The organism is Enterobacter cloacae complex sp. ECL411 (genome assembly GCF_021869665.1).
In the GTDB taxonomy this organism is placed as follows: domain Bacteria; phylum Pseudomonadota; class Gammaproteobacteria; order Enterobacterales; family Enterobacteriaceae; genus Enterobacter; species Enterobacter intestinihominis.
Genome location: NZ_CP091486.1, coordinates 4,339,880 through 4,358,184, shown reverse-complemented (window position 1 = coordinate 4,358,184; position 18,305 = coordinate 4,339,880). Strand labels below are relative to the sequence as shown.

Genomic DNA, 18,305 nt, shown 5'->3' with positions numbered 1-18,305 from the left:
CCTCTCCCCTTTGGGGAGAGGGTTAGGGTGAGGGGCATTTACAGGATTAGCGTTTCTTACCCATCGCCGCTGCCAGAGCATCCATCATCGCGCTGTTGCCTGCTGGCTGTGCGTCACGTCCGCGTGGCTTCGCGGCTTTCGCTGCCGGACGCTGCTGTTCACGGCCACCGCCATTACCGCCACGGCGCGCGTTAGTGTCGCCCGGCTGCTCGTCCAGACGCATGGTCAGGGCGATACGCTTACGCTGAAGATCCACTTCCAGCACTTTCACCTTCACGATGTCGCCCGCTTTGACCACGGTGTGCGGATCTTCAACGAACTTGTCGGCGAGGGAAGAGATATGCACCAGACCGTCCTGATGCACGCCGATATCCACAAACGCGCCAAAGTTGGTGACGTTGGTTACCGCCCCTTCCAGCACCATGCCCGGCAGCAGGTCGTTCATGGTTTCCACGCCGTCAGCAAAGGTCGCGGTTTTAAACTCAGGACGCGGATCGCGGCCCGGTTTTTCCAGCTCTTTGATGATGTCAGTGACCGTCGGCACGCCGAACTGTTCGTCGGTAAAATCCACCGCTTTCAGGTTACGCAGCGCGCTGCTGTCGCCCATCAGGTCTTTCAGCGCCTGCCGGGTGGCGGCCAGGATACGCTCGACAACCGGATAGGCTTCCGGGTGAACGGTAGAGGCATCCAGCGGGTTATCGCCGTGGTTGATGCGCAGGAAGCCCGCGCACTGCTCAAATGCTTTTGGCCCCAGACGGCTCACCTTCAGCAGCTGCTGGCGGTTCTGGAACTGACCGTTCTCATCACGCCAGGCGACGATATTCTGCGCCATCATACGGGTCAGGCCTGCTACGCGGGTCAGCAGCGGAACGGAAGCGGTGTTCAGGTCCACGCCGACGGCGTTAACGCAGTCTTCCACCACCGCATCCAGCTTGCGCGCCAGTTGCGTCTGGCTCACGTCGTGCTGATACTGGCCCACGCCGATGGATTTCGGGTCAATTTTCACCAGCTCCGCCAGCGGATCCTGCAAACGACGGGCGATAGAGACCGCACCGCGCAGGGAAACGTCCAGTTCCGGGAACTCCTGCGCTGCCAGCTCAGAGGCGGAATAGACAGATGCCCCCGCTTCGCTGACGATCACTTTCTGCGCCGTCACTTTCGGGAACTGCTTCTGCACGTCGAGATAGAAACGTTCGGTTTCGCGGGACGCCGTACCGTTACCGATGGCAACCAGCTCAACGTTGTACTTCTCGCACAGCGCGGCGACCACGACAGCCGCTTTCGCTGCCTGACCGGTGTGCGGGTAAATGGTGTCGGTGGCAACCAGCTTGCCGGTGCCGTCAACCACGGCCACCTTCACGCCGGTGCGCAGACCCGGATCGAGACCCATGGTGGCGCGCAGGCCAGCCGGCGCAGCCATCAGCAGGTCGTGCAGGTTACGGGCGAAGACGTTGATCGCTTCGTCTTCGGCGCGCTCGCGCACGGTGCCCATCAGCTCGGTTTCGAGGTGCATGAGCACCTTGATGCGCCAGGTCCAGCTCACCACGCCTTTGCGCCAGCTGTCCGCCGGGGCGTTGTTCAGGCGCAGACCGAGGTGATCCATAATGATCTGCTCACAGTGGCTCTCTTTAGGCGGCTCGTCAAACTGCGGATCGGCATTCAGGGAGAGTTGCAGCACGCCTTCGTTACGACCGCGGAACATCGCCAGCGCACGGTGAGACGGCGCGGTAGAAATGGGTTCGTGGTGATCGAAGTAGTCGCGGAATTTCGCGCCTTCGTCCTCTTTGCCGGACACCACGGTGGAGACGATATGGGCGTTCTTCCACAGGTAATCACGCACTTTGGCCAGCAGCGCCGCGTCTTCGGCGAAGCGCTCCATCAGAATGTAGCGAGCGCCGTCCAGCGCGGCTTTGGTGTCCGCTACGCCTTTTTCGGCGTCGATAAATCTGGCGGCTTCGGTTTCCGGATCGTGAGACGGCTCGTTCCACAGCAGGTCGGCCAGCGGCTCAAGGCCGGCTTCGATCGCAATCTGCCCGCGCGTGCGGCGCTTCGGTTTGTACGGCAGATAGAGATCTTCAAGTTCGGTTTTGCTCAGGGTACCGTTAATGGCTTTTTCCAGGTCACTGGTCAGCTTGCCCTGCTCGCCGATAGATTTGAGGATCGCCTGACGTCGGTCTTCCAGCTCGCGCAGATAGCCCAGACGGGTCTCAAGGTTACGCAGCTGCGTGTCATCCAGACCGCCGGTGACTTCCTTACGATAACGTGCAATAAACGGCACGGTGTTCCCTTCATCAAGCAGACGAACGGCAGCTTCTACCTGTTCGGCTCTGGCCTGAATATCACCCGCAATAATGCGGCAGAGCGACTCTTTCATCATGGTCAGTTCATCTTGTGGATCGAAAATCAGGGGGATAGTTATACGGGCTGACACCAAAAAATGCCAGCCGGGGAGGGCGCTCTCGGACTATTTAACATACTCGATTTCGTTGACGTACCAGCTTGCTTCACCCGCGGGCGTCTGGACAACGGCTAAATCGCCCACCTCTTTTTTCAGCAGGGCGCGGGCCATGGGTGAATCGATAGAAATGTAATCCTTACGACCGAAAATTTCATCATAGCCGACGATACGAAAACGCAGGGTGTCGCCGTTGTCGTTTTCAATTTCGACCCACGCGCCGAAAAACACTTTACCTTCCTGCTGCGGGGAGTAATCGACAATTTTGAGATTCTCGAGGCACTTCGTCAGGTAGCGTACCCGGCGATCGATTTCGCGCAGTCGCTTTTTATTGTACTGATAGTCCGCATTCTCGCTGCGGTCGCCCAGACTTGCGGCCCAGGTGACTTTTTTGGTCACTTCCGGACGCTCTTCGCGCCACAGGTAATCCATCTCTTTTTTGAGTTTCTCGTACCCTTCGCGGGTGATCAGAGGCGTTTTCATGGTGCTGCCTTTAATGCCGGTTAACTGTCTTTGCGCACAATACGTAGCGCACAGTGTAACAGACAAGATTAATAATGATTTATGTGATGAAATGAACAGATAAGCTGCTGTTAAATATGCTTTGTAACAATTTCGTCTAGAATTTATACCAGAATTTGCTGGTCGAACCCGTGCACTTTTTTAGAATACGCTGTTCCAGGCTTATCCGAACCTTTGGGAGTACACACAATGCAAGAGAACTACAAAATTCTGGTCGTAGATGACGACATGCGCCTGCGTGCGCTGCTGGAACGTTATCTGACCGAGCAGGGCTTCCAGGTTCGTAGCGTCGCGAACGCGGAACAGATGGATCGTCTGCTGACGCGTGAATCCTTCCACCTGATGGTGTTGGACCTGATGCTGCCTGGCGAAGATGGGCTCTCTATTTGCCGTCGTCTGCGTAGCCAGAGCAACCCGATGCCAATCATCATGGTGACGGCGAAGGGTGAAGAAGTTGACCGTATCGTCGGCCTTGAGATTGGCGCTGATGACTACATTCCTAAGCCGTTCAACCCGCGTGAACTGCTGGCGCGTATTCGCGCTGTGCTGCGTCGTCAGGCGAACGAGCTGCCGGGCGCGCCGTCTCAGGAAGAGGCCGTCATTGCATTCGGTAAGTTCAAGCTGAACCTCGGCACCCGTGAAATGTTCCGTGAAGATGAGCCAATGCCGCTCACCAGCGGCGAGTTTGCGGTACTGAAAGCGCTGGTCAGCCACCCGCGTGAACCGCTTTCACGTGACAAGCTGATGAACCTGGCGCGCGGCCGTGAATACTCCGCAATGGAACGTTCTATCGACGTGCAGATCTCTCGTCTGCGCCGCATGGTGGAAGAAGATCCGGCGCATCCTCGTTATATTCAGACCGTGTGGGGTCTGGGCTACGTGTTTGTCCCGGACGGCTCTAAAGCATGAGGCGAATGCGCTTCTCGCCGCGAAGTTCGTTTGCCCGCACGCTGTTATTGATCGTCACCCTGCTGTTTGTCAGCCTGGTGACGACCTACCTGGTGGTGCTGAACTTTGCGATCCTGCCGAGCCTTCAGCAGTTTAATAAGGTGCTGGCATACGAAGTGCGTATGCTGATGACCGACAAACTGCAACTGGAGGACGGCACGCAGTTGGTTGTCCCCCCGGCGTTCCGTCGGGAAATCTACCGTGAGTTGGGCATTTCTCTCTACTCGAACGAAGCGGCGGAAGATGCCGGCCTGCGCTGGGCGCAGCACTATGAATTCCTTAGCCAGCAGATGGCGCAGCAGCTTGGCGGCCCGACGGAAGTGCGCGTTGAGGTCAATAAAAGCTCGCCGGTTGTCTGGCTGAAAACCTGGCTGTCACCCAACATCTGGGTGCGTGTTCCGCTCACCGAGATTCATCAGGGCGACTTCTCACCGCTGTTCCGATACACCCTGGCGATCATGCTGCTGGCCATCGGTGGCGCATGGCTGTTTATTCGTATCCAGAACCGACCGCTGGTCGACCTGGAGCATGCGGCATTGCAGGTTGGTAAAGGTATTATCCCACCGCCGCTGCGCGAGTATGGCGCATCGGAAGTGCGCTCGGTAACGCGTGCTTTTAACCACATGGCGGCAGGCGTTAAACAGCTGGCTGACGACCGTACGCTGCTGATGGCGGGGGTTAGCCATGACCTTCGCACCCCGCTGACACGTATCCGGCTGGCAACAGAGATGATGGGCGAGCAGGATGGTTATCTTGCAGAGTCCATCAACAAGGATATCGAAGAGTGTAACGCCATCATCGAGCAGTTTATCGACTACCTGCGTACCGGGCAGGAGATGCCGATGGAGATGGCGGATCTGAACGCGGTTCTGGGCGAAGTTGTTGCTGCCGAAAGCGGCTACGAACGTGAAATTGCGACCGACCTTCAGGCGGGTGAGATTCAGGTACGTATGCACCCGCTCTCCATCAAACGCGCGGTGGCGAATATGGTGGTCAACGCGGCGCGCTACGGCAACGGTTGGATCAAAGTCAGCAGCGGTACGGAACTCAACCGCGCCTGGTTCCAGGTGGAAGACGATGGCCCGGGCATCAAGCCTGAGCAGCGTAAGCACCTGTTCCAGCCGTTTGTGCGCGGCGACAGCGCGCGCAGCACCAGCGGAACCGGCTTAGGCCTGGCGATTGTGCAGCGTATTGTTGATAACCATAACGGACTGCTGGAAATTGGCACCAGCGAACGGGGTGGTTTGAGCATTCGCGCATCGTTACCGGTGCCGGTTTTACGGGGGCAGGTGAAAGAGAGTTAAAAAAGGGTGGGGCCTGATGCCCTCACCCCGGCCCTCTCCCACGGGGAGAGGGAGAAAACATTAAAAAAGGCAACTTTCGTTGCCTTTTTGCTTTTACCTTGGTCCCGCATTCACCAGCGCAGCACCCGCCGGGGTGTCGGTATACTTCTCGAAGTTTTCGATAAACAGTTTCGCCAGCGATTCTGCCTTCTCGCGCCACTGTTCCGGTGAACCATAGGTGTTACGCGGATCGAGGATACGCGTATCCACGCCAGGCAGCTCTGTTGGGATCGCCAGATTGAACATCGGCAGCGTAAAGGTCTCGGCGTTATCCAATGAACCATCCAGAATCGCGTCGATGATGGCGCGTGTATCTTTGATGGAGATACGTTTGCCCGTCCCGTTCCAGCCGGTGTTCACCAGGTATGCCTGTGCGCCGGATGCCTGCATGCGTTTCACCAGCACTTCCGCATACTGCGTTGGGTGTAGCGACAGGAACGCCGCGCCGAAGCATGCGGAGAAGGTTGGGGTTGGCTCGGTCACACCGCGCTCGGTACCCGCCAGCTTAGCGGTAAAGCCAGAGAGGAAGTGGTACTGCGTCTGGCTGGCGGTCAGGCGGGAAACCGGTGGCAACACGCCGAACGCGTCTGCGGTCAGGAAAATCACCTTCGTGGCGTGGCCCGCCTTCGACACCGGCTTCACGATGTTGTCGATGTGGTAAATCGGATAAGAGACGCGGGTGTTTTCGGTTTTGGACGCATCGTCGAAGTCGACAGAGCCATCGGCACGCACGGTGACGTTTTCCAGCAGCGCATCGCGGCGAATCGCGTGGTAGATATCCGGCTCTGCCTCTTCAGACAGGCGAATGGTTTTCGCGTAGCAGCCGCCTTCAAAGTTAAACACACCGTCGTCGTCCCAGCCGTGCTCGTCGTCGCCAATCAGACGACGTTTTGGATCGGTGGACAGAGTCGTTTTACCGGTGCCGGAAAGGCCGAAGAACACCGCCACGTCACCTTTTTCACCGACGTTCGCCGAGCAGTGCATGGAGGCGATACCGCGCAGCGGCAGCAGGTAGTTCATGACCGAGAACATCCCTTTCTTCATTTCGCCGCCGTACCAGGTACCGCCGATCAGCTGGATACGCTCGGTCAGGTTGAAGGCGATGAAGTTTTCGGAGTTCAGACCCTGTTCTTTCCACTGCGGGTTGGTGCATTTCGCGCCGTTCATCACGATAAAGTCAGGGGTGAAGTTTTGCAGTTCTTCATCGGTCGGACGAATGAACATGTTCTTCACGAAATGCGCCTGCCAGGCCACTTCAGTGATAAACCGAACGGAGAGACGGGTGTCGGCGTTAGCGCCGCAGAAAGCATCGACGATGAACAGACGCTTGCCGGAAAGCTGATGGGTGACGAGCCCTTTCAGATGCTGCCAGGTTTCAGGAGAGAGCGGTTTGTTATCGTTCTTCCCTTTGCCTTTATCGGCCCACCACAGCGTATCGCGGGTGGTATCATCTCGGACGATGTATTTATCTTTCGGCGAACGGCCGGTAAAAATACCGGTATCGACGGCGATAGCACCAAGATTCGTCAACACACCTCGCTCGTACCCTTCCAGTGCCGGATTGAGCTCTTCCTGATACAGCGTATCGTAATCGGGGTTGTAGACCACTTCCTGGACGTCGTGAATACCATAAGCCTTGAGATCTTGCGGGGTTAAACCATTAACACGCATATCACTGCTCCTTAGCCAATATGTACTGCCTGAAATTGTAGGGTTTTTCTGGGGATGTTAACCGCGACGGGGCTCATAGATTTACGTATCTGGTCAAAACCCTTACTAACGGAAAACGCTGCGACTCCAGTCACAGGGCGGGCAGATTATCGCAGGAATCGCTTTTTGGTTGGGGAAAATGTTCTTAAAAGGTTAATCTCTGGTGAATTTATCCAGAAGAATGTGAATGTAATCGCATACATGAAAGAAAATTACGTAAGAGTTACATTGGGAAAACGATTCAGGTCTCTTGGGTCAGCTATTTTCAGAGTTTGAGGTGGGGGCCAGACTTTTGCCTTGATGAGACAATAGATTTTTCATGAACAAGGGATGAGAAATGGAAAACCGTGAGACGTTATCTCCTTCAACGCGCGTAGCCGTCGTGCTGGCGGGGGCTCTACAGGGCGTAATTTGCTATGTAATTACGTGGTATATCGAGTACGCAAAATTGCCATCGGATACGCTGTGGCTGATGTGTGTAGTACCTGCCACCGTGGTAATGACAACCACGTTGTCTCTTGCCATGACGTCATTCAGAAAGCCATTTTTGTGGCTGTCACTCGGGATGATCGGCGCGGCAGTCGCGGGTATGGGCGGCTGGCTTAAGTGGAGCGTTGCAGGACTCGAAAGCTGGAATCTCAGAGATGAGATGCTCGTTTTCGGCTTTCATCTGCTGCTGATGACGCTGTTCGTGTTGCCATGGCTTCAGCGGCGTCTGGATCCCGTCCCGACTACCTCGTTCTACAGCGACTTTTATCAACGAAACTGGCATAACGCGCTGACGCTGCTCATTATTTTTGTTTCGAATGGTCTCTTCTGGCTGGTGCTTTTCCTCTGGGCCGAGCTTTTCGAACTTATCGGCATCGGCTTTTTTGATCTGCTTTTCTTTCATTCTGACGGATTTATTTCAGTGGCGATTGGCGTGGTTTCAGCCAGTGCGGCCGTGCTCACGCGTATGCAGGTAAGGTTAATCCTTGCCCTGCAAAATCTGCTGACCCTCATAGCCACCGGTCTGCTTCCCCTGATGGCGGCGCTGGCGCTGCTCTTTATTGGCGCGTTGCCTTTTGTCGGCTTTGAATCCATTTCAGCCAGAATATCCGCCGCGGGCTTGCTGACCACCTTAGCGCTGCTGCTGTTATTCCTGGTGACGATAGTGTGGCATCCACAGCGTCAAACGCTGCCTTACTATGCCCCGCTGCGAGGGATGATTCGCCTTGCTGTGGCTATCGTACCCGCGTACCCGGTTCTGGCGGGGTGGGCGCTGTGGCTACGCATTTCGCAATACGGCTGGTCACCCGAGCGTCTGTACGGGGTATTGATAACCATCGTGGCGCTGGTCTGGGCGGTCGGTTTTTGCGCCAGCGTTCTGATTCAGCGCCGTGAACCGCAGAAGATCCATGCGTACGTCATACCGGCGACCGGGCTGCTTTCCCTCATCTTCCTGGCGTTGATCCATACCCCCGTGCTGGATCCGTGGCGAATAAGCGTTGCAAGCCATATGGCCCGCTATCAGGACGGCAGAATAACGGCGGATCAAGTCAGCCTGTATATGCTCAGTAACGCTGGACGAAAGGGGCGGGAGGCGATGCTCACGCTGCAAAACGATCCGCAGTTTATCTCTAACCCAAAACGCCAGCGTGAAATAAATGGTCTTCTCTCCAGGAACGCTGGCGGAGCAGGTAAGATGACCGCCGCGATGCTGGAAAAACAGGTCCAGCTCGCACCGGGAATGGCTCGTCCTGATAAGGCATTGTGGCAAGCCATGCTCAGCAATCAGTATCGCTTTGAGAGCTGCGATAGCGCCCAGAGTAACTGTTTACTCATGCCGCTGGATCTTAACGGCGACGGCAAGCCTGAAGCCGTGCTATTTCAATTTACCGATCGCACGATCGTGGCTTACACACAAACCAACACGGGCTGGAGGATCGCCGGGGACGCGTGGAAAATGCCGGAGGCATTGACCAGAGAAGAACTTGACCGCGCATTAAGGCAGAGGAAAGTGAAATCTGTCGTGAAGCCCTGGGCGGATATTGAGATTTTTGGGGAGCGTGTCGATATGAGCTACGACAGTTACAATAATGCGCGGCGGCGTTAGTGCTCTTTCTTGCCGGGTGGCGCTACGCTTACCCGGCCTACAATTAGCAATCATATCAAAAAATTGCACAATTCATTGTAGGCCCGTGCAAGCGTAGCGCCGCCGGGCAACAGGCTCAGAGCTTAGTGAACCTGCGGATCCGCCGGAGAGGCGTTATTGCGGATCTCCGCGATATCCATCGAATTGAACACGTAGTGCGTACCGCAGTAGTCACAGTGCATATCGATTTCACCGTCTTCCGCCATGATGCTGTCGATCTCTTCATCCGGCAGCGTTTTCAGGGCGCCAGCACAACGCTCGCGGGAGCAGGTGCACTTAAATTCCACCGCCTGCGGATCGTAAACCGTCACTTCTTCTTCGTGGTAGAGACGCCACAGCACGTCGGTCGCCGACAGGGTGAACAGCTCTTCCGCTTTGATGGTTTCCGTCAGCGTTGCCAGATGCTCGAAATCATTGGTCTGCGCATCCTGCGCAGGCAGAACCTGAAGCAGCATACCGCCGGCAGCAGGCTGACCATCCACTTCACCGGTGCGGATGAACAGACGGGTTGGCAGCTGTTCGGAACGCATGAAGTAATCTTCCAGGCAGGCGGCAAGCGTATCGCCTTCCAGACCGACAACGCCCTGATAGCGCTCACCTTCTTCAGGCGAGATCGTGATAACCAGGTAGCCATTTCCGACCAGCGTTTTCAGATCCGCATTTTCAGGGATATCGCCCTGAACGCGCGCCACGCCGCGCATCTGCTGCTGGTTATTGCCGTTGATCACCGCCAGCGACATTGGGCCATCGCCCTGCAACTGGACGGTAATATCGCCAGCGAACTTCAGCGTGGCGGTCAGCAGGCTGGTGGCAACCAGCAGTTCGCCCAACAGGGTTTTTACCGGCAGCGGGTAGTTGTGGTTTTCCAGAATCTGTTTCCAGGTTTCGGATACGGTGACCAGCTCGCCGCGCACGGCGAATTGTTCAAACAGATAGCGGTGTAATTGGTCGTGTTGGGCCATTTTCATCTCTCATGCAGGTGAGGGTTACTCGCTCTCACCGTGTTTAAATTTCATCAGATCACGGCGCTCTTTTTTATCCGGTCGCCGGTCCGGGTGAGGCATCGTCAGCGCGTTCATTTTGCGCGCCAGCGCGGTTTTCTCGCGCTTCTCTATGCTTTCGGCCGTCTCTTCATACAGCAAAACGGCTTCGGTTGCGGGCCGCCGCTGTTCGGTAATGGCTTTCACCACCACCGTTTTCTCATCGTTGCCCTGGCGAAGCGTTAACGTGGCATTCAGTTCAACCAGCTTGCTCGGTTTGCTGCGCTGACCGTTGTAATGCACCTTTCCGCCGTCAACCATTTCTCGGGCAAGGGCGCGCGTTTTGTAAAAACGGGCGGCCCACAGCCATTTATCCAGTCTTACCCCATCAGAGGGTTTTTCTTTCATGGCGTCTCCTTCACGGTGAGTGAGGGGATCATCCGGCGATAGTCGTTCAGCCCCGGATGTCGCAGATAGCTTTTTTCAGCCAGGCCGGAATCAGGATTGGTCACGCCCAGACAATAGCGAATGCCAAATGCGGCCGCAGAATCCAGAATCGGCTCGCTGTCGTCAATGAACAGCGTGCGTTCCGGCTGTAAACCGGTCTCTTCCACCACGGCATGCCACAACCGCTGATCCTCTTTCGGATAACCAAATGTGTGGGTGGAAAGCAATAAATCAAGGTGCGAAGCAAGACCGGTATGTTCCAGCTTCACGGCCAGGTTATGGGGATGCGCATTTGTCAGCAAAATACGGCGCTTACCGCAGGCTTTCAGCGCGTCCAGGAACGGGACCGTATCTTCGCGCAGAACGGCGCGTGCGCCCTGGGCGGTGGTCATGGCGCAAATATCCAAACCGAGTCGCTCGCTCCAGTAGTCAAGACAGTACCAGTTTAGCGTATGCTGCACCGCGCTATATTGCGAACGAATGAATTCCTGCGCTTCCGCCGGGGAGATCCCCTGCTGTTCACCGTACGTTTCCGGAACCAGCTTTTGCCAGAAATAGTTATCAAAGGCGAGATCAAGCAGCGTGCCGTCCATATCAAGCAGGACGGTATCGACCGCCTGCCAGTCGATATTAAGATGCATAAGGGGGAACTCCAGCCAGAAGAAACGTGCGCGACAGGGTAGCACAACTTGTCGCGCAGAGACGTTATCCGATCAGGCTCTCAGAAGAGGAGATCAGTTTCGGGTTAAGGCAATTTTCGTAGTAGGCCTGGATTTCTGCCAGTCGCGTGCGGGAGCGCTGATAGCGGCGTACGGCCTGATAACCGTTCCAGACAATACACGCCAGCATCGCAATCAGCAGCAGGGATGTCCCTACATAGCGCCACAGGCCAGCGCTATCCGGCATACGGTGCAGGCCAATATGACGCGTGCCGTTGGCATCGGTAAAGAGGGTGGTGACGATCCCTTCCGCGCTGAATGGCGTCTGCATCAGCATCTGCGCCAGACGCTGGAATTCGCTCCACTGCTCCTGGGCAGGATAGTCATACAGCGAAACCTGCGGATAGGGTTGATCCACCAGGTCGCTGCCTTCATCGCTGGCAATCACAAAACCGCCAGGCGCCGGGCTGTTAAGCGCCTGGGCGGCACGGGTGGTTTCACGCATCACGAAGGGGGCGGTAGAGGTCGCCACCAGGTTATCCAGCGACTCGGCGCTGACCGGACGCAAAAGCACATTCACACCATCGAGGCGTCCCGCTTCGGCGCGTTTCACCAGCGCGTCCCAGTCTTTGCTGTTGCCGAGGTTGACCAGCGCGTTCTTCAGCCGGATACAGTCATCCTGAGCTGAGCAGAGATCTTCTGTTTTCAGGACGATTTCGCCAAAGTCATCCAGCAGCACCATGCCGGACTTCTGAATGGCCGAACGCAGGGCAGGGCTGACGCGAGAATCATCATCCGGTTTTGGATGGAGCTGGCGATTAATCGTCTGGGTGAGCGCGGTGGCCTTATTGACCACATCCGATTCCGGAAGCGGCAGCGGAGAGGCGTCATTCCAGATGATCTGAGAGCAGTCGAACGGCGCGAACGGCGAGTTCTGGCGCGTGTTCCAGGCGCCCGGTGAGTGGATATTACACATCCCGGTGCCTTTCAGCCGCAACGTATCCCCCACGCGTACACCCGCTTCTTCGAGCTGCTGTACGCTGGTGGCTTCCACGGTTTGCGCCCCTTTGATCCATGACAGGGTAAATTTAATCGGCATATCCAGCGGCACGAAAAGCAGCAGCATGAGGAAGATTAACGCGGCGCCACCGGCAATCACCGCGCTGCGAAGCCAGTGCTGAAGCGGGAAGTTTTTTACTTCGTCGTGCAGGGATAAGTAACGTCCCTGGCGTACAACGTGGCGGTCGAGATAGATATCAATATCCGTTTTGTGGCCCAGGTCCTGCGCAATCCACGGCTGCCAGTGGCGCGGATAGATAAGATCGATGATCCCGAGCGAGATATTGTTGATATGTTCCTGATCGTTCTCGCCGAACAGTCCCCAGCGTTTTGGGGTTCCGCGCAGGCAGTGAATTTCGCGTAATGACGTTTTTGCCGGCGGGGCAAATATGCCCCACAGCCCGGCGGCCAGAAGCAGTACTGCGCCACCCGCGAGCCACGGAACAAACACGTCCGGCGTCAGCAGGCAGATGAAAAAGAGCAGGAACGAGACGACAATCAGCACCGCTTCGCGAATGCCATCCGGGCGGCTCAGGACGTACTCTTCATGCGTTTCCTGGCGGATGTTGAGCAGTTCAATCTGCTCTGTCTCTTCACCACGAATAGAGGCCTGCGTTCCGCTTGCGCGTTCCAGCGCAAAGCGTGGCGCTTCCTGAACATATTCGCTCAGAGTATGACCATTAAGGGAGATAACCAGCGGCAGCGTATCGGTATGGATGAGCTCGACGCTGTTTTCGTCGTTGATATACTGCTCCCAGAAGGGAGGCAGGTGCACTTCAACAGAGTCGAGATAGTAACGCCATTTGTTGGGATCGTCGGTTGTGATGCCGTAGCGGGTAATAGAGCGCGTTACGCACAGAACGGTGTCGCTTTGGGCGTTCAGGTTGAGCGATACGGGGGCGGTGCTGGCGCCGGTAGGGCCAGGCGAAAGCCGGGATCGGTTCAGCGTGTCGAGATACTGCTCAACGGTGCTGCGTTCCTCTGGCGAGAGCTTGCGCGTGTTTGCCCCGGCAAACGCGTTCAAAAAGGGCAGCCGATAACGGCGATGTACGCGGCGCCTGAATACCCACACCGCAATCGACGCGCAGGCCAGCACAGCAGCGAGAAAAATCAAAATGGTGCTCATGCTTTCCCCATCTTACTTATCTTCTTACAGGTGTTGTCAGTCGCACCTTTTGTACAATGAATGAGATTCTGTGGTCGGCTATCGGCAAGTATGGAGTCTAACTTGAGCATGTTGACGCGCATCCCAGTGACCGGTAATGATAACAAAGCCTGTTCCGGCGCGATATCAGCAAATTCCTGGAAACTTTTCAACCTCTTGACATTTGTTTTGAAATGAGAATTGCCTACAGTTACGTTGCATAAATGTAAATAAAGAGCAATTGACATTGCCGAAACCGTGCGGCGTATCGCACAATAAAGCCAGTTCACCCAGCAAAGACCCGTCAAGATGACCAAACCCTTACAAAAGCCCACCATTCTGAATGTTGAAACCGTCGCAAAATCGCGTCTGTTTAATGTTGAAAGTGTGGATCTGGAGTTCAGCAACGGTGTGCGTCGTGTTTATGAGCGTATGCGCCCCTCCTCGCGTGAAGCGGTGATGATAGTGCCTATCGTCGACGAGCACCTGATCCTCATTCGTGAATACGCCGTGGGCACAGAATCCTACGAGCTGGGCTTCTCCAAAGGACTGATCGATCCGGGCGAAACGGTGTTTGAAGCGGCAAACCGGGAGCTGAAAGAAGAGGTCGGCTTTGGCGCGAAAGAGCTGACGTTCCTGAAAAAGCTGAGCATGGCGCCGTCCTATTTCTCCAGCAAAATGAACATTGTTGTCGCGGAAGATCTCTATCCTGAATCGCTGGAAGGAGACGAGCCGGAACCGCTGCCGCAGGTTCGCTGGCCGCTGGCTCATCTGATGGATTTGCTGGAAGATCCTGACTTTAACGAGGCACGCAACGTGAGCGCACTGTTCCTGGTGCGGGAGTGGCTGAAGGGGCAGGGGCGTTTGTAGCGCCACCATTAAAAACGGCAACCGAAGGTTGCCGTTTTGCATTACGCTGTAGGCCGGGTCAGGCGTCGCCACCGCCCGGCTTTTTTGTTGGCGTCAGAAGAGCTCGTGCGTTTCGCCGTTATCAATGATTTCGGTACCCACCTCATGCACCGCCTGCGTGGTTGGCTGCGTACCCTCGATGAAATACTCGGCACGGCTGTTGCCGCCATTCGCGAGCTGTCCGGTGCTGCGGTCAATATTGATCGTGACAATGCCCGGCGGAGGCGTTAGCGGCTGCTCCGGCACGCCCTCGAGAGCGGCCTTCATGTAAGCATCCCAGGCCGGTTGCGCACTCTTAGCCCCGCCCTCGTAACCGGAAATCTGATCTTTAATCGCGCCAGAAGCGGTTGTGCGCCCCAGAGTGCGGCGGTGATCGTCAAAACCAATCCAGACCGAGGTGACAACGCCCGGGCCATAACCTGAGAACCAGGCATCTTTTGAGCTGTTGGTTGTGCCTGTTTTGCCGCCGATGTCGCGGCGCTGCAAATCGCGGCCCGCTCGCCAGCCGGTGCCTTGCCAGCCCGGTTCGCCAAAGATGTTGGTGTTCAGCGCGCTCTTAATCAGGAATGACAGCGGCGTGCTGATCACGTGCGGAGCATACTCCTGCGCGCCACTCTGGACGACCAGCGCCTGATTGGCCTGTTCCAGCTGAGGCTGCGGCACCGCCAGATTCTGACGTTCCTGAGAGATGGCAACATCTTCCATATCCTTGTTTTCAAGGACATTGGATTTTGGCGTGTCGCCGTAAATCACCGGAATATCGCATTCAGGGCAGGCAATTTTCGGCTTCGCTTCAAACAGTACGCCGCCCTGATCGTTCTCGATTTTGCTGATGAAATACGGATCGACCAGGAAGCCGCCGTTTGCCATTACCGAGTAGCCACGCGCGACCTGGAGCGGCGTGAAGGACGCGGAGCCGAGCGCCAAAGATTCGGTATGAACGATGTTTTGCGCCGGGAAGCCGAAGCGTTGCAGATACTCTGCCGCATAATCAACGCCCATCGCACGCATCGCGCGAACCATGACCACGTTCTTCGACTGGCCAAGGCCCTGACGCAGACGGATAGGGCCAGCGTATTGCGCCGGAGAGTTCTTCGGCTGCCAGTCAGAGCCCGCACCGGCATCCCATCGGGAAATTGGCACGTCGTTGAGAATGCTGGCGAGCGTTAGCCCCTTGTCCATCGCCGCGGTATACAGGAACGGTTTGATGTTCGAACCGACCTGACGCAGCGCCTGGGTTGCGCGGTTAAATTTGCTCTGGTTGAAATCGAACCCGCCAACCAGCGCCATCACGGCACCGTTCTGCGGATTGATGGAGACCAGGGCAGAGTTGACGTCCGGCACCTGTGCCAGCCACCAGGCATCGCCTACCTGACGCACCCAGATTTGTTGTCCGGTTTGTACCACATCCGTCACTTTACGTGGAGTAGGCCCCTGAAGGGTGTCAGAACGGTACGGACGCGCCCAGCGGATACCCTCCATACGCAGCGAAACGGATGTACCATCGGCCATCATCGCCACCGCTTCCTGCGGATCGGCCTGGGTGACCACCGCCGGACGCAGCGGGCCATAGGTCGGCAGCGCTTTCAGGGAATCAGTGATTTTTTTGCTGTCCCATGCGCCTTCGCCCACTCTCCACAGCACGTTGGACGGGCCGCGATAGCCGTGACGCATATCGTAATCCATCACGTTATTACGCACCGCCTGCTGGGCAGCCTGCTGCACCTTGCGGGTCACGGTGGTGTAAACGCGATAGCCGTCTTCATATGCTTTGTCGCCGTAGCGGCGCACCATCTCCTGGCGAACCATTTCCGTCAGATACGGCGATGAGAAAGCAATTTCCGGTGCATGGTAATTGGCATCAATCACATCGCTGCGTGCCCGATCGTACTCATCCTGGCTGATGTAGCCTTCGCTCAACATACGCGATAGCACAACGTTACGGCGCGCGGTGGCGCGGTCCAGCGAGTAGAGCGGGTTAAACGTTGATGGCGCTTTTGGCAGGCCGGCAATGGTCGCCATTTCGCTCAGCGTGAGCTGATCGATCGACTTACCGAAATAGACCTGAGCCGCAGCCCCTACACCATAGGCGCGGTAGCCCAGATAGATCTTGTTGAGGTAAAGCTCAAGGATCTCGTCTTTGCTCAGCAGTTGCTCAATGCGGATCGCGAGGAACACTTCTTTGATCTTACGTATCAGCGTCTTTTCCGGGCTGAGGAAGAAGTTACGCGCCAGCTGCTGGGTAATGGTACTTGCCCCCTGAGAGGCATGACCGGAGAACAGCGCCACGCTTGCCGCACGGAAAATACCGACCGGATCGACACCGTGGTGCTCGTAAAAACGGCTGTCCTCGGTGGCGATAAAAGCCTTCACCATCACGGGTGGAATTTGATTTAAGGTCAGTGGGATACGACGTTTCTCGCCGTATTGCGCCATCAGTTCACCATCGGCGCTATAGACCTGCATAGGGATCTGAAGCCGCACATCACGAAGTGTGGCGACATCAGGGAGTTGCGGCTCGACATATTTGTACAAACCAATAATCGAGCCTGCTCCCAGCAGAATGCAACAGACTGCAAGGATCAATAAATACTTTACGAACTTCACCGGAGATTTCCCATTTGGTTTAGCCTGGGCAGTTTCTAAACAATCGCGCGGTAGTATAAAGGCAAGCCTGATTCATTGATATAGCCGTCACTCCGACGGGCGATAAGGAGATCGTGAAGCATGGCTTTTAAAACGTGGCAAACAGGCGTTCATATTCAACAGGATAAGGTGATTGCCGTGGCGCTGACCAGAGAGCGGGCCGGCTGGCGTTTACGGCGCTGGTGGGCGGTGCCGCTGTCGGACGGGGTTATGGGTGAAGGCAAAATACTTAAGCCAGAACAACTGGTTAACGCATTACGTGGCTGGCGGAAAACATTGCCGCACTCGCATCGGGTATTTCTCTCATTTCCGGCAACGCGCGTTCTGCAACGCGCGTTGCCCCGTCCATCCGTTAACTTGCGTGACAGCGAACAGCTCACCTGGGTAGGCGCCGCATTAGCGCGTGAGCTGGAGATGCCTCCCGATACGCTCTGCTTTGACTACGCGCAGGATACGTTCAGCAACACTTTTCAGGTTACCGCCGCGCAAAACAGAGAGGTCGATACCCTGTTGTCGCTGGCGAAAGCGCTGCGTTTGCGCCTGGCCGCAATCGTCCCGGATGCCGGCGCACTGGCTAATCTTCTCTCTGCTGTTGCCCCCGTCCGGTGCGTAGCCTGGAGGGATAAACACCAGTGGCTGTGGGCGATGCGTCACCAGTGGGGGCGGCGCTACACCACAGAAGCGGCGACGGTGAATGAGCTGGCGGCGTTGCTTGCACTTTCTCCTTCTGATATCGCCGTGTTTGATGCTGCACGGTATCCCTGGGAAGCGGTGACGCTGTGTCAGCCGCCGTTGCCAGAATGTGGTGCTGATTACACCGTCGCCCTGGCGCTGGCCATGAGCGAGGCGCCGTAATGAGCATGCCCAATCTTTTACCCTGGCGTCGGCAGCAACGTAATCAGCGCCTGCGTTTTTGGGGGCTGCTGTTTACCGCCTCATTGTTGGTGATGCTGGCGGGAGGCGTCAGCCTTCGGGCGACGCAGACTCTCGCGTCACAGGCGTTGCAGAGCGATCTGGCGGGAACGCGTGCGGTGCAGAAGGTATTGAAAGCCCGTCAGCCGCAGTCTGCGGGGCTGGAACCCCTTTCGCAGCCGCCTGAGACGGTGGCATGGCAACCCGCGCTTGAATCCCTTGCCAGTGCAATGCCCCGGCAGGCGTGGCTGACGGCGCTGCGTTATCAGCCACCCTCGCTGATCCTGACGGGCTATACCACCTCACTCCCGACGCTCTCCGCCATGACCGATGCGCTGAAAAGGGTGACGGGGTTTAACCCCGGACCGGCAGGCGAATTGCAACAGGATAGCCAGGGGCGATGGATGTTCTCTTTTCAACTGCATAGCCGGAGGTAG

Annotated in this window: 14 protein-coding genes; 6 read left to right on the top strand and 8 right to left on the bottom strand. The window is 56.6% G+C overall.

What is annotated here, in order from left to right; genetic code table 11:
* Positions 1–46: 46 nt before the first annotated feature.
* Positions 47–2,377, bottom strand: a complete 2,331-nt coding sequence (locus L3069_RS20980; protein WP_038417082.1) for a Tex family protein — start codon at positions 2,375–2,377, stop codon at positions 47–49.
* A gap of 87 nt (positions 2,378–2,464) precedes the next feature.
* A complete protein-coding gene (gene greB, locus L3069_RS20975) occupies positions 2,465–2,938 on the bottom strand; it encodes a transcription elongation factor GreB (protein ID WP_022649631.1) in 474 nt (157 codons plus the stop codon).
* Between the two features lie 228 nt (positions 2,939–3,166).
* Here greB and ompR point away from each other — a divergent pair, with 228 nt between their 5' ends.
* Both ompR and envZ read left to right on the top strand, forming a co-directional pair.
* On the top strand, positions 3,167–3,886 hold the full coding sequence (ompR, locus tag L3069_RS20970) for a two-component system response regulator OmpR (protein WP_001157751.1): 720 nt from the start codon (positions 3,167–3,169) through the stop codon (positions 3,884–3,886).
* A complete protein-coding gene (gene envZ / locus L3069_RS20965) occupies positions 3,883–5,229 on the top strand; it encodes a two-component system sensor histidine kinase EnvZ (RefSeq protein WP_038416850.1) in 1,347 nt (448 codons plus the stop codon). Before ompR ends, envZ begins: the two co-directional genes overlap by 4 nt.
* Before the next feature lie 93 nt (positions 5,230–5,322).
* On the opposite strand, the gene pckA is transcribed toward envZ, so the two are convergent.
* On the bottom strand, positions 5,323–6,939 hold the full coding sequence (gene pckA, locus L3069_RS20960) for a phosphoenolpyruvate carboxykinase (ATP) (RefSeq protein WP_038416849.1): 1,617 nt from the start codon (positions 6,937–6,939) through the stop codon (positions 5,323–5,325).
* A 376-nt stretch (positions 6,940–7,315) separates the two neighbouring features.
* On the opposite strand from pckA, the gene L3069_RS20955 reads away from it, so the two are divergent.
* Entirely contained in the window at positions 7,316–9,073 is a 1,758-nt protein-coding gene (locus tag L3069_RS20955; protein WP_038416848.1) for a DUF4153 domain-containing protein, read from the top strand.
* Positions 9,074–9,195: 122 nt separating this feature from the next.
* On the opposite strand, the gene hslO is transcribed toward L3069_RS20955, so the two are convergent.
* The 4 genes from hslO to L3069_RS20935 all read right to left on the bottom strand — a co-directional run bounded on the left by hslO (position 9,196) and on the right by L3069_RS20935 (position 13,383).
* Entirely contained in the window at positions 9,196–10,080 is an 885-nt protein-coding gene (hslO, locus tag L3069_RS20950; RefSeq protein ID WP_006812239.1) for an Hsp33 family molecular chaperone HslO, read from the bottom strand.
* Positions 10,081–10,098: 18 nt separating this feature from the next.
* Positions 10,099–10,500 carry a ribosome-associated heat shock protein Hsp15 gene (hslR, locus tag L3069_RS20945; RefSeq protein ID WP_003861618.1) on the bottom strand — a complete coding sequence of 134 codons (402 nt, stop codon included), beginning with the start codon at positions 10,498–10,500 and terminating at the stop codon, positions 10,099–10,101.
* The gene (gene yrfG, locus L3069_RS20940; protein WP_003861619.1) at positions 10,497–11,180 is read right to left on the bottom strand and encodes a GMP/IMP nucleotidase; all 684 of its coding nucleotides are present in this window, start codon (positions 11,178–11,180) and stop codon (positions 10,497–10,499) included. Before yrfG ends, hslR begins: the two co-directional genes overlap by 4 nt.
* Before the next feature lie 64 nt (positions 11,181–11,244).
* Positions 11,245–13,383: an intracellular growth attenuator family protein gene (locus tag L3069_RS20935; protein ID WP_038416847.1), complete on the bottom strand. Its 2,139-nt coding sequence runs from the start codon at positions 13,381–13,383 to the stop codon at positions 11,245–11,247.
* A 327-nt stretch (positions 13,384–13,710) separates the two neighbouring features.
* On the opposite strand from L3069_RS20935, the gene nudE reads away from it, so the two are divergent.
* Positions 13,711–14,271, top strand: a complete 561-nt coding sequence (gene nudE / locus L3069_RS20930) for an ADP compounds hydrolase NudE (RefSeq protein WP_003861622.1) — start codon at positions 13,711–13,713, stop codon at positions 14,269–14,271.
* Positions 14,272–14,364: 93 nt separating this feature from the next.
* On the opposite strand, the gene mrcA is transcribed toward nudE, so the two are convergent.
* The gene (gene mrcA / locus L3069_RS20925) at positions 14,365–16,917 is read right to left on the bottom strand and encodes a peptidoglycan glycosyltransferase/peptidoglycan DD-transpeptidase MrcA (RefSeq protein ID WP_038416846.1); all 2,553 of its coding nucleotides are present in this window, start codon (positions 16,915–16,917) and stop codon (positions 14,365–14,367) included.
* A gap of 120 nt (positions 16,918–17,037) precedes the next feature.
* On the opposite strand from mrcA, the gene pilM reads away from it, so the two are divergent.
* Entirely contained in the window at positions 17,038–17,811 is a 774-nt protein-coding gene (pilM, locus tag L3069_RS20920; RefSeq protein WP_038416845.1) for a pilus assembly protein PilM, read from the top strand.
* Complete coding sequence (locus L3069_RS20915) at positions 17,811–18,305, top strand: PilN domain-containing protein (protein ID WP_023307110.1); 495 nt, start codon at positions 17,811–17,813, stop codon at positions 18,303–18,305. The genes pilM and L3069_RS20915 overlap by 1 nt, the downstream gene beginning before the upstream one ends.

What these genes read in the sequence shown, in the direction of transcription:
- yrfG (WP_003861619.1), bottom strand. Translation starts at nt 11,180, where the DNA reads ATGCATCTTAATATCGACTGGCAGGCGGTCGATACCGTCCTGCTTGAT.
- greB (WP_022649631.1), bottom strand. Translation starts at nt 2,938, where the DNA reads ATGAAAACGCCTCTGATCACCCGCGAAGGGTACGAGAAACTCAAAAAA.
- L3069_RS20980 (WP_038417082.1), bottom strand. Translation starts at nt 2,377, where the DNA reads ATGATGAAAGAGTCGCTCTGCCGCATTATTGCGGGTGATATTCAGGCC.
- L3069_RS20915 (WP_023307110.1), top strand. Translation starts at nt 17,811, where the DNA reads ATGAGCATGCCCAATCTTTTACCCTGGCGTCGGCAGCAACGTAATCAG.
- hslO (WP_006812239.1), bottom strand. Translation starts at nt 10,080, where the DNA reads ATGAAAATGGCCCAACACGACCAATTACACCGCTATCTGTTTGAACAA.
- L3069_RS20935 (WP_038416847.1), bottom strand. Translation starts at nt 13,383, where the DNA reads ATGAGCACCATTTTGATTTTTCTCGCTGCTGTGCTGGCCTGCGCGTCG.
- envZ (WP_038416850.1), top strand. Translation starts at nt 3,883, where the DNA reads ATGAGGCGAATGCGCTTCTCGCCGCGAAGTTCGTTTGCCCGCACGCTG.
- ompR (WP_001157751.1), top strand. Translation starts at nt 3,167, where the DNA reads ATGCAAGAGAACTACAAAATTCTGGTCGTAGATGACGACATGCGCCTG.
- hslR (WP_003861618.1), bottom strand. Translation starts at nt 10,500, where the DNA reads ATGAAAGAAAAACCCTCTGATGGGGTAAGACTGGATAAATGGCTGTGG.
- pckA (WP_038416849.1), bottom strand. Translation starts at nt 6,939, where the DNA reads ATGCGTGTTAATGGTTTAACCCCGCAAGATCTCAAGGCTTATGGTATT.
- nudE (WP_003861622.1), top strand. Translation starts at nt 13,711, where the DNA reads ATGACCAAACCCTTACAAAAGCCCACCATTCTGAATGTTGAAACCGTC.
- L3069_RS20955 (WP_038416848.1), top strand. Translation starts at nt 7,316, where the DNA reads ATGGAAAACCGTGAGACGTTATCTCCTTCAACGCGCGTAGCCGTCGTG.
- pilM (WP_038416845.1), top strand. Translation starts at nt 17,038, where the DNA reads ATGGCTTTTAAAACGTGGCAAACAGGCGTTCATATTCAACAGGATAAG.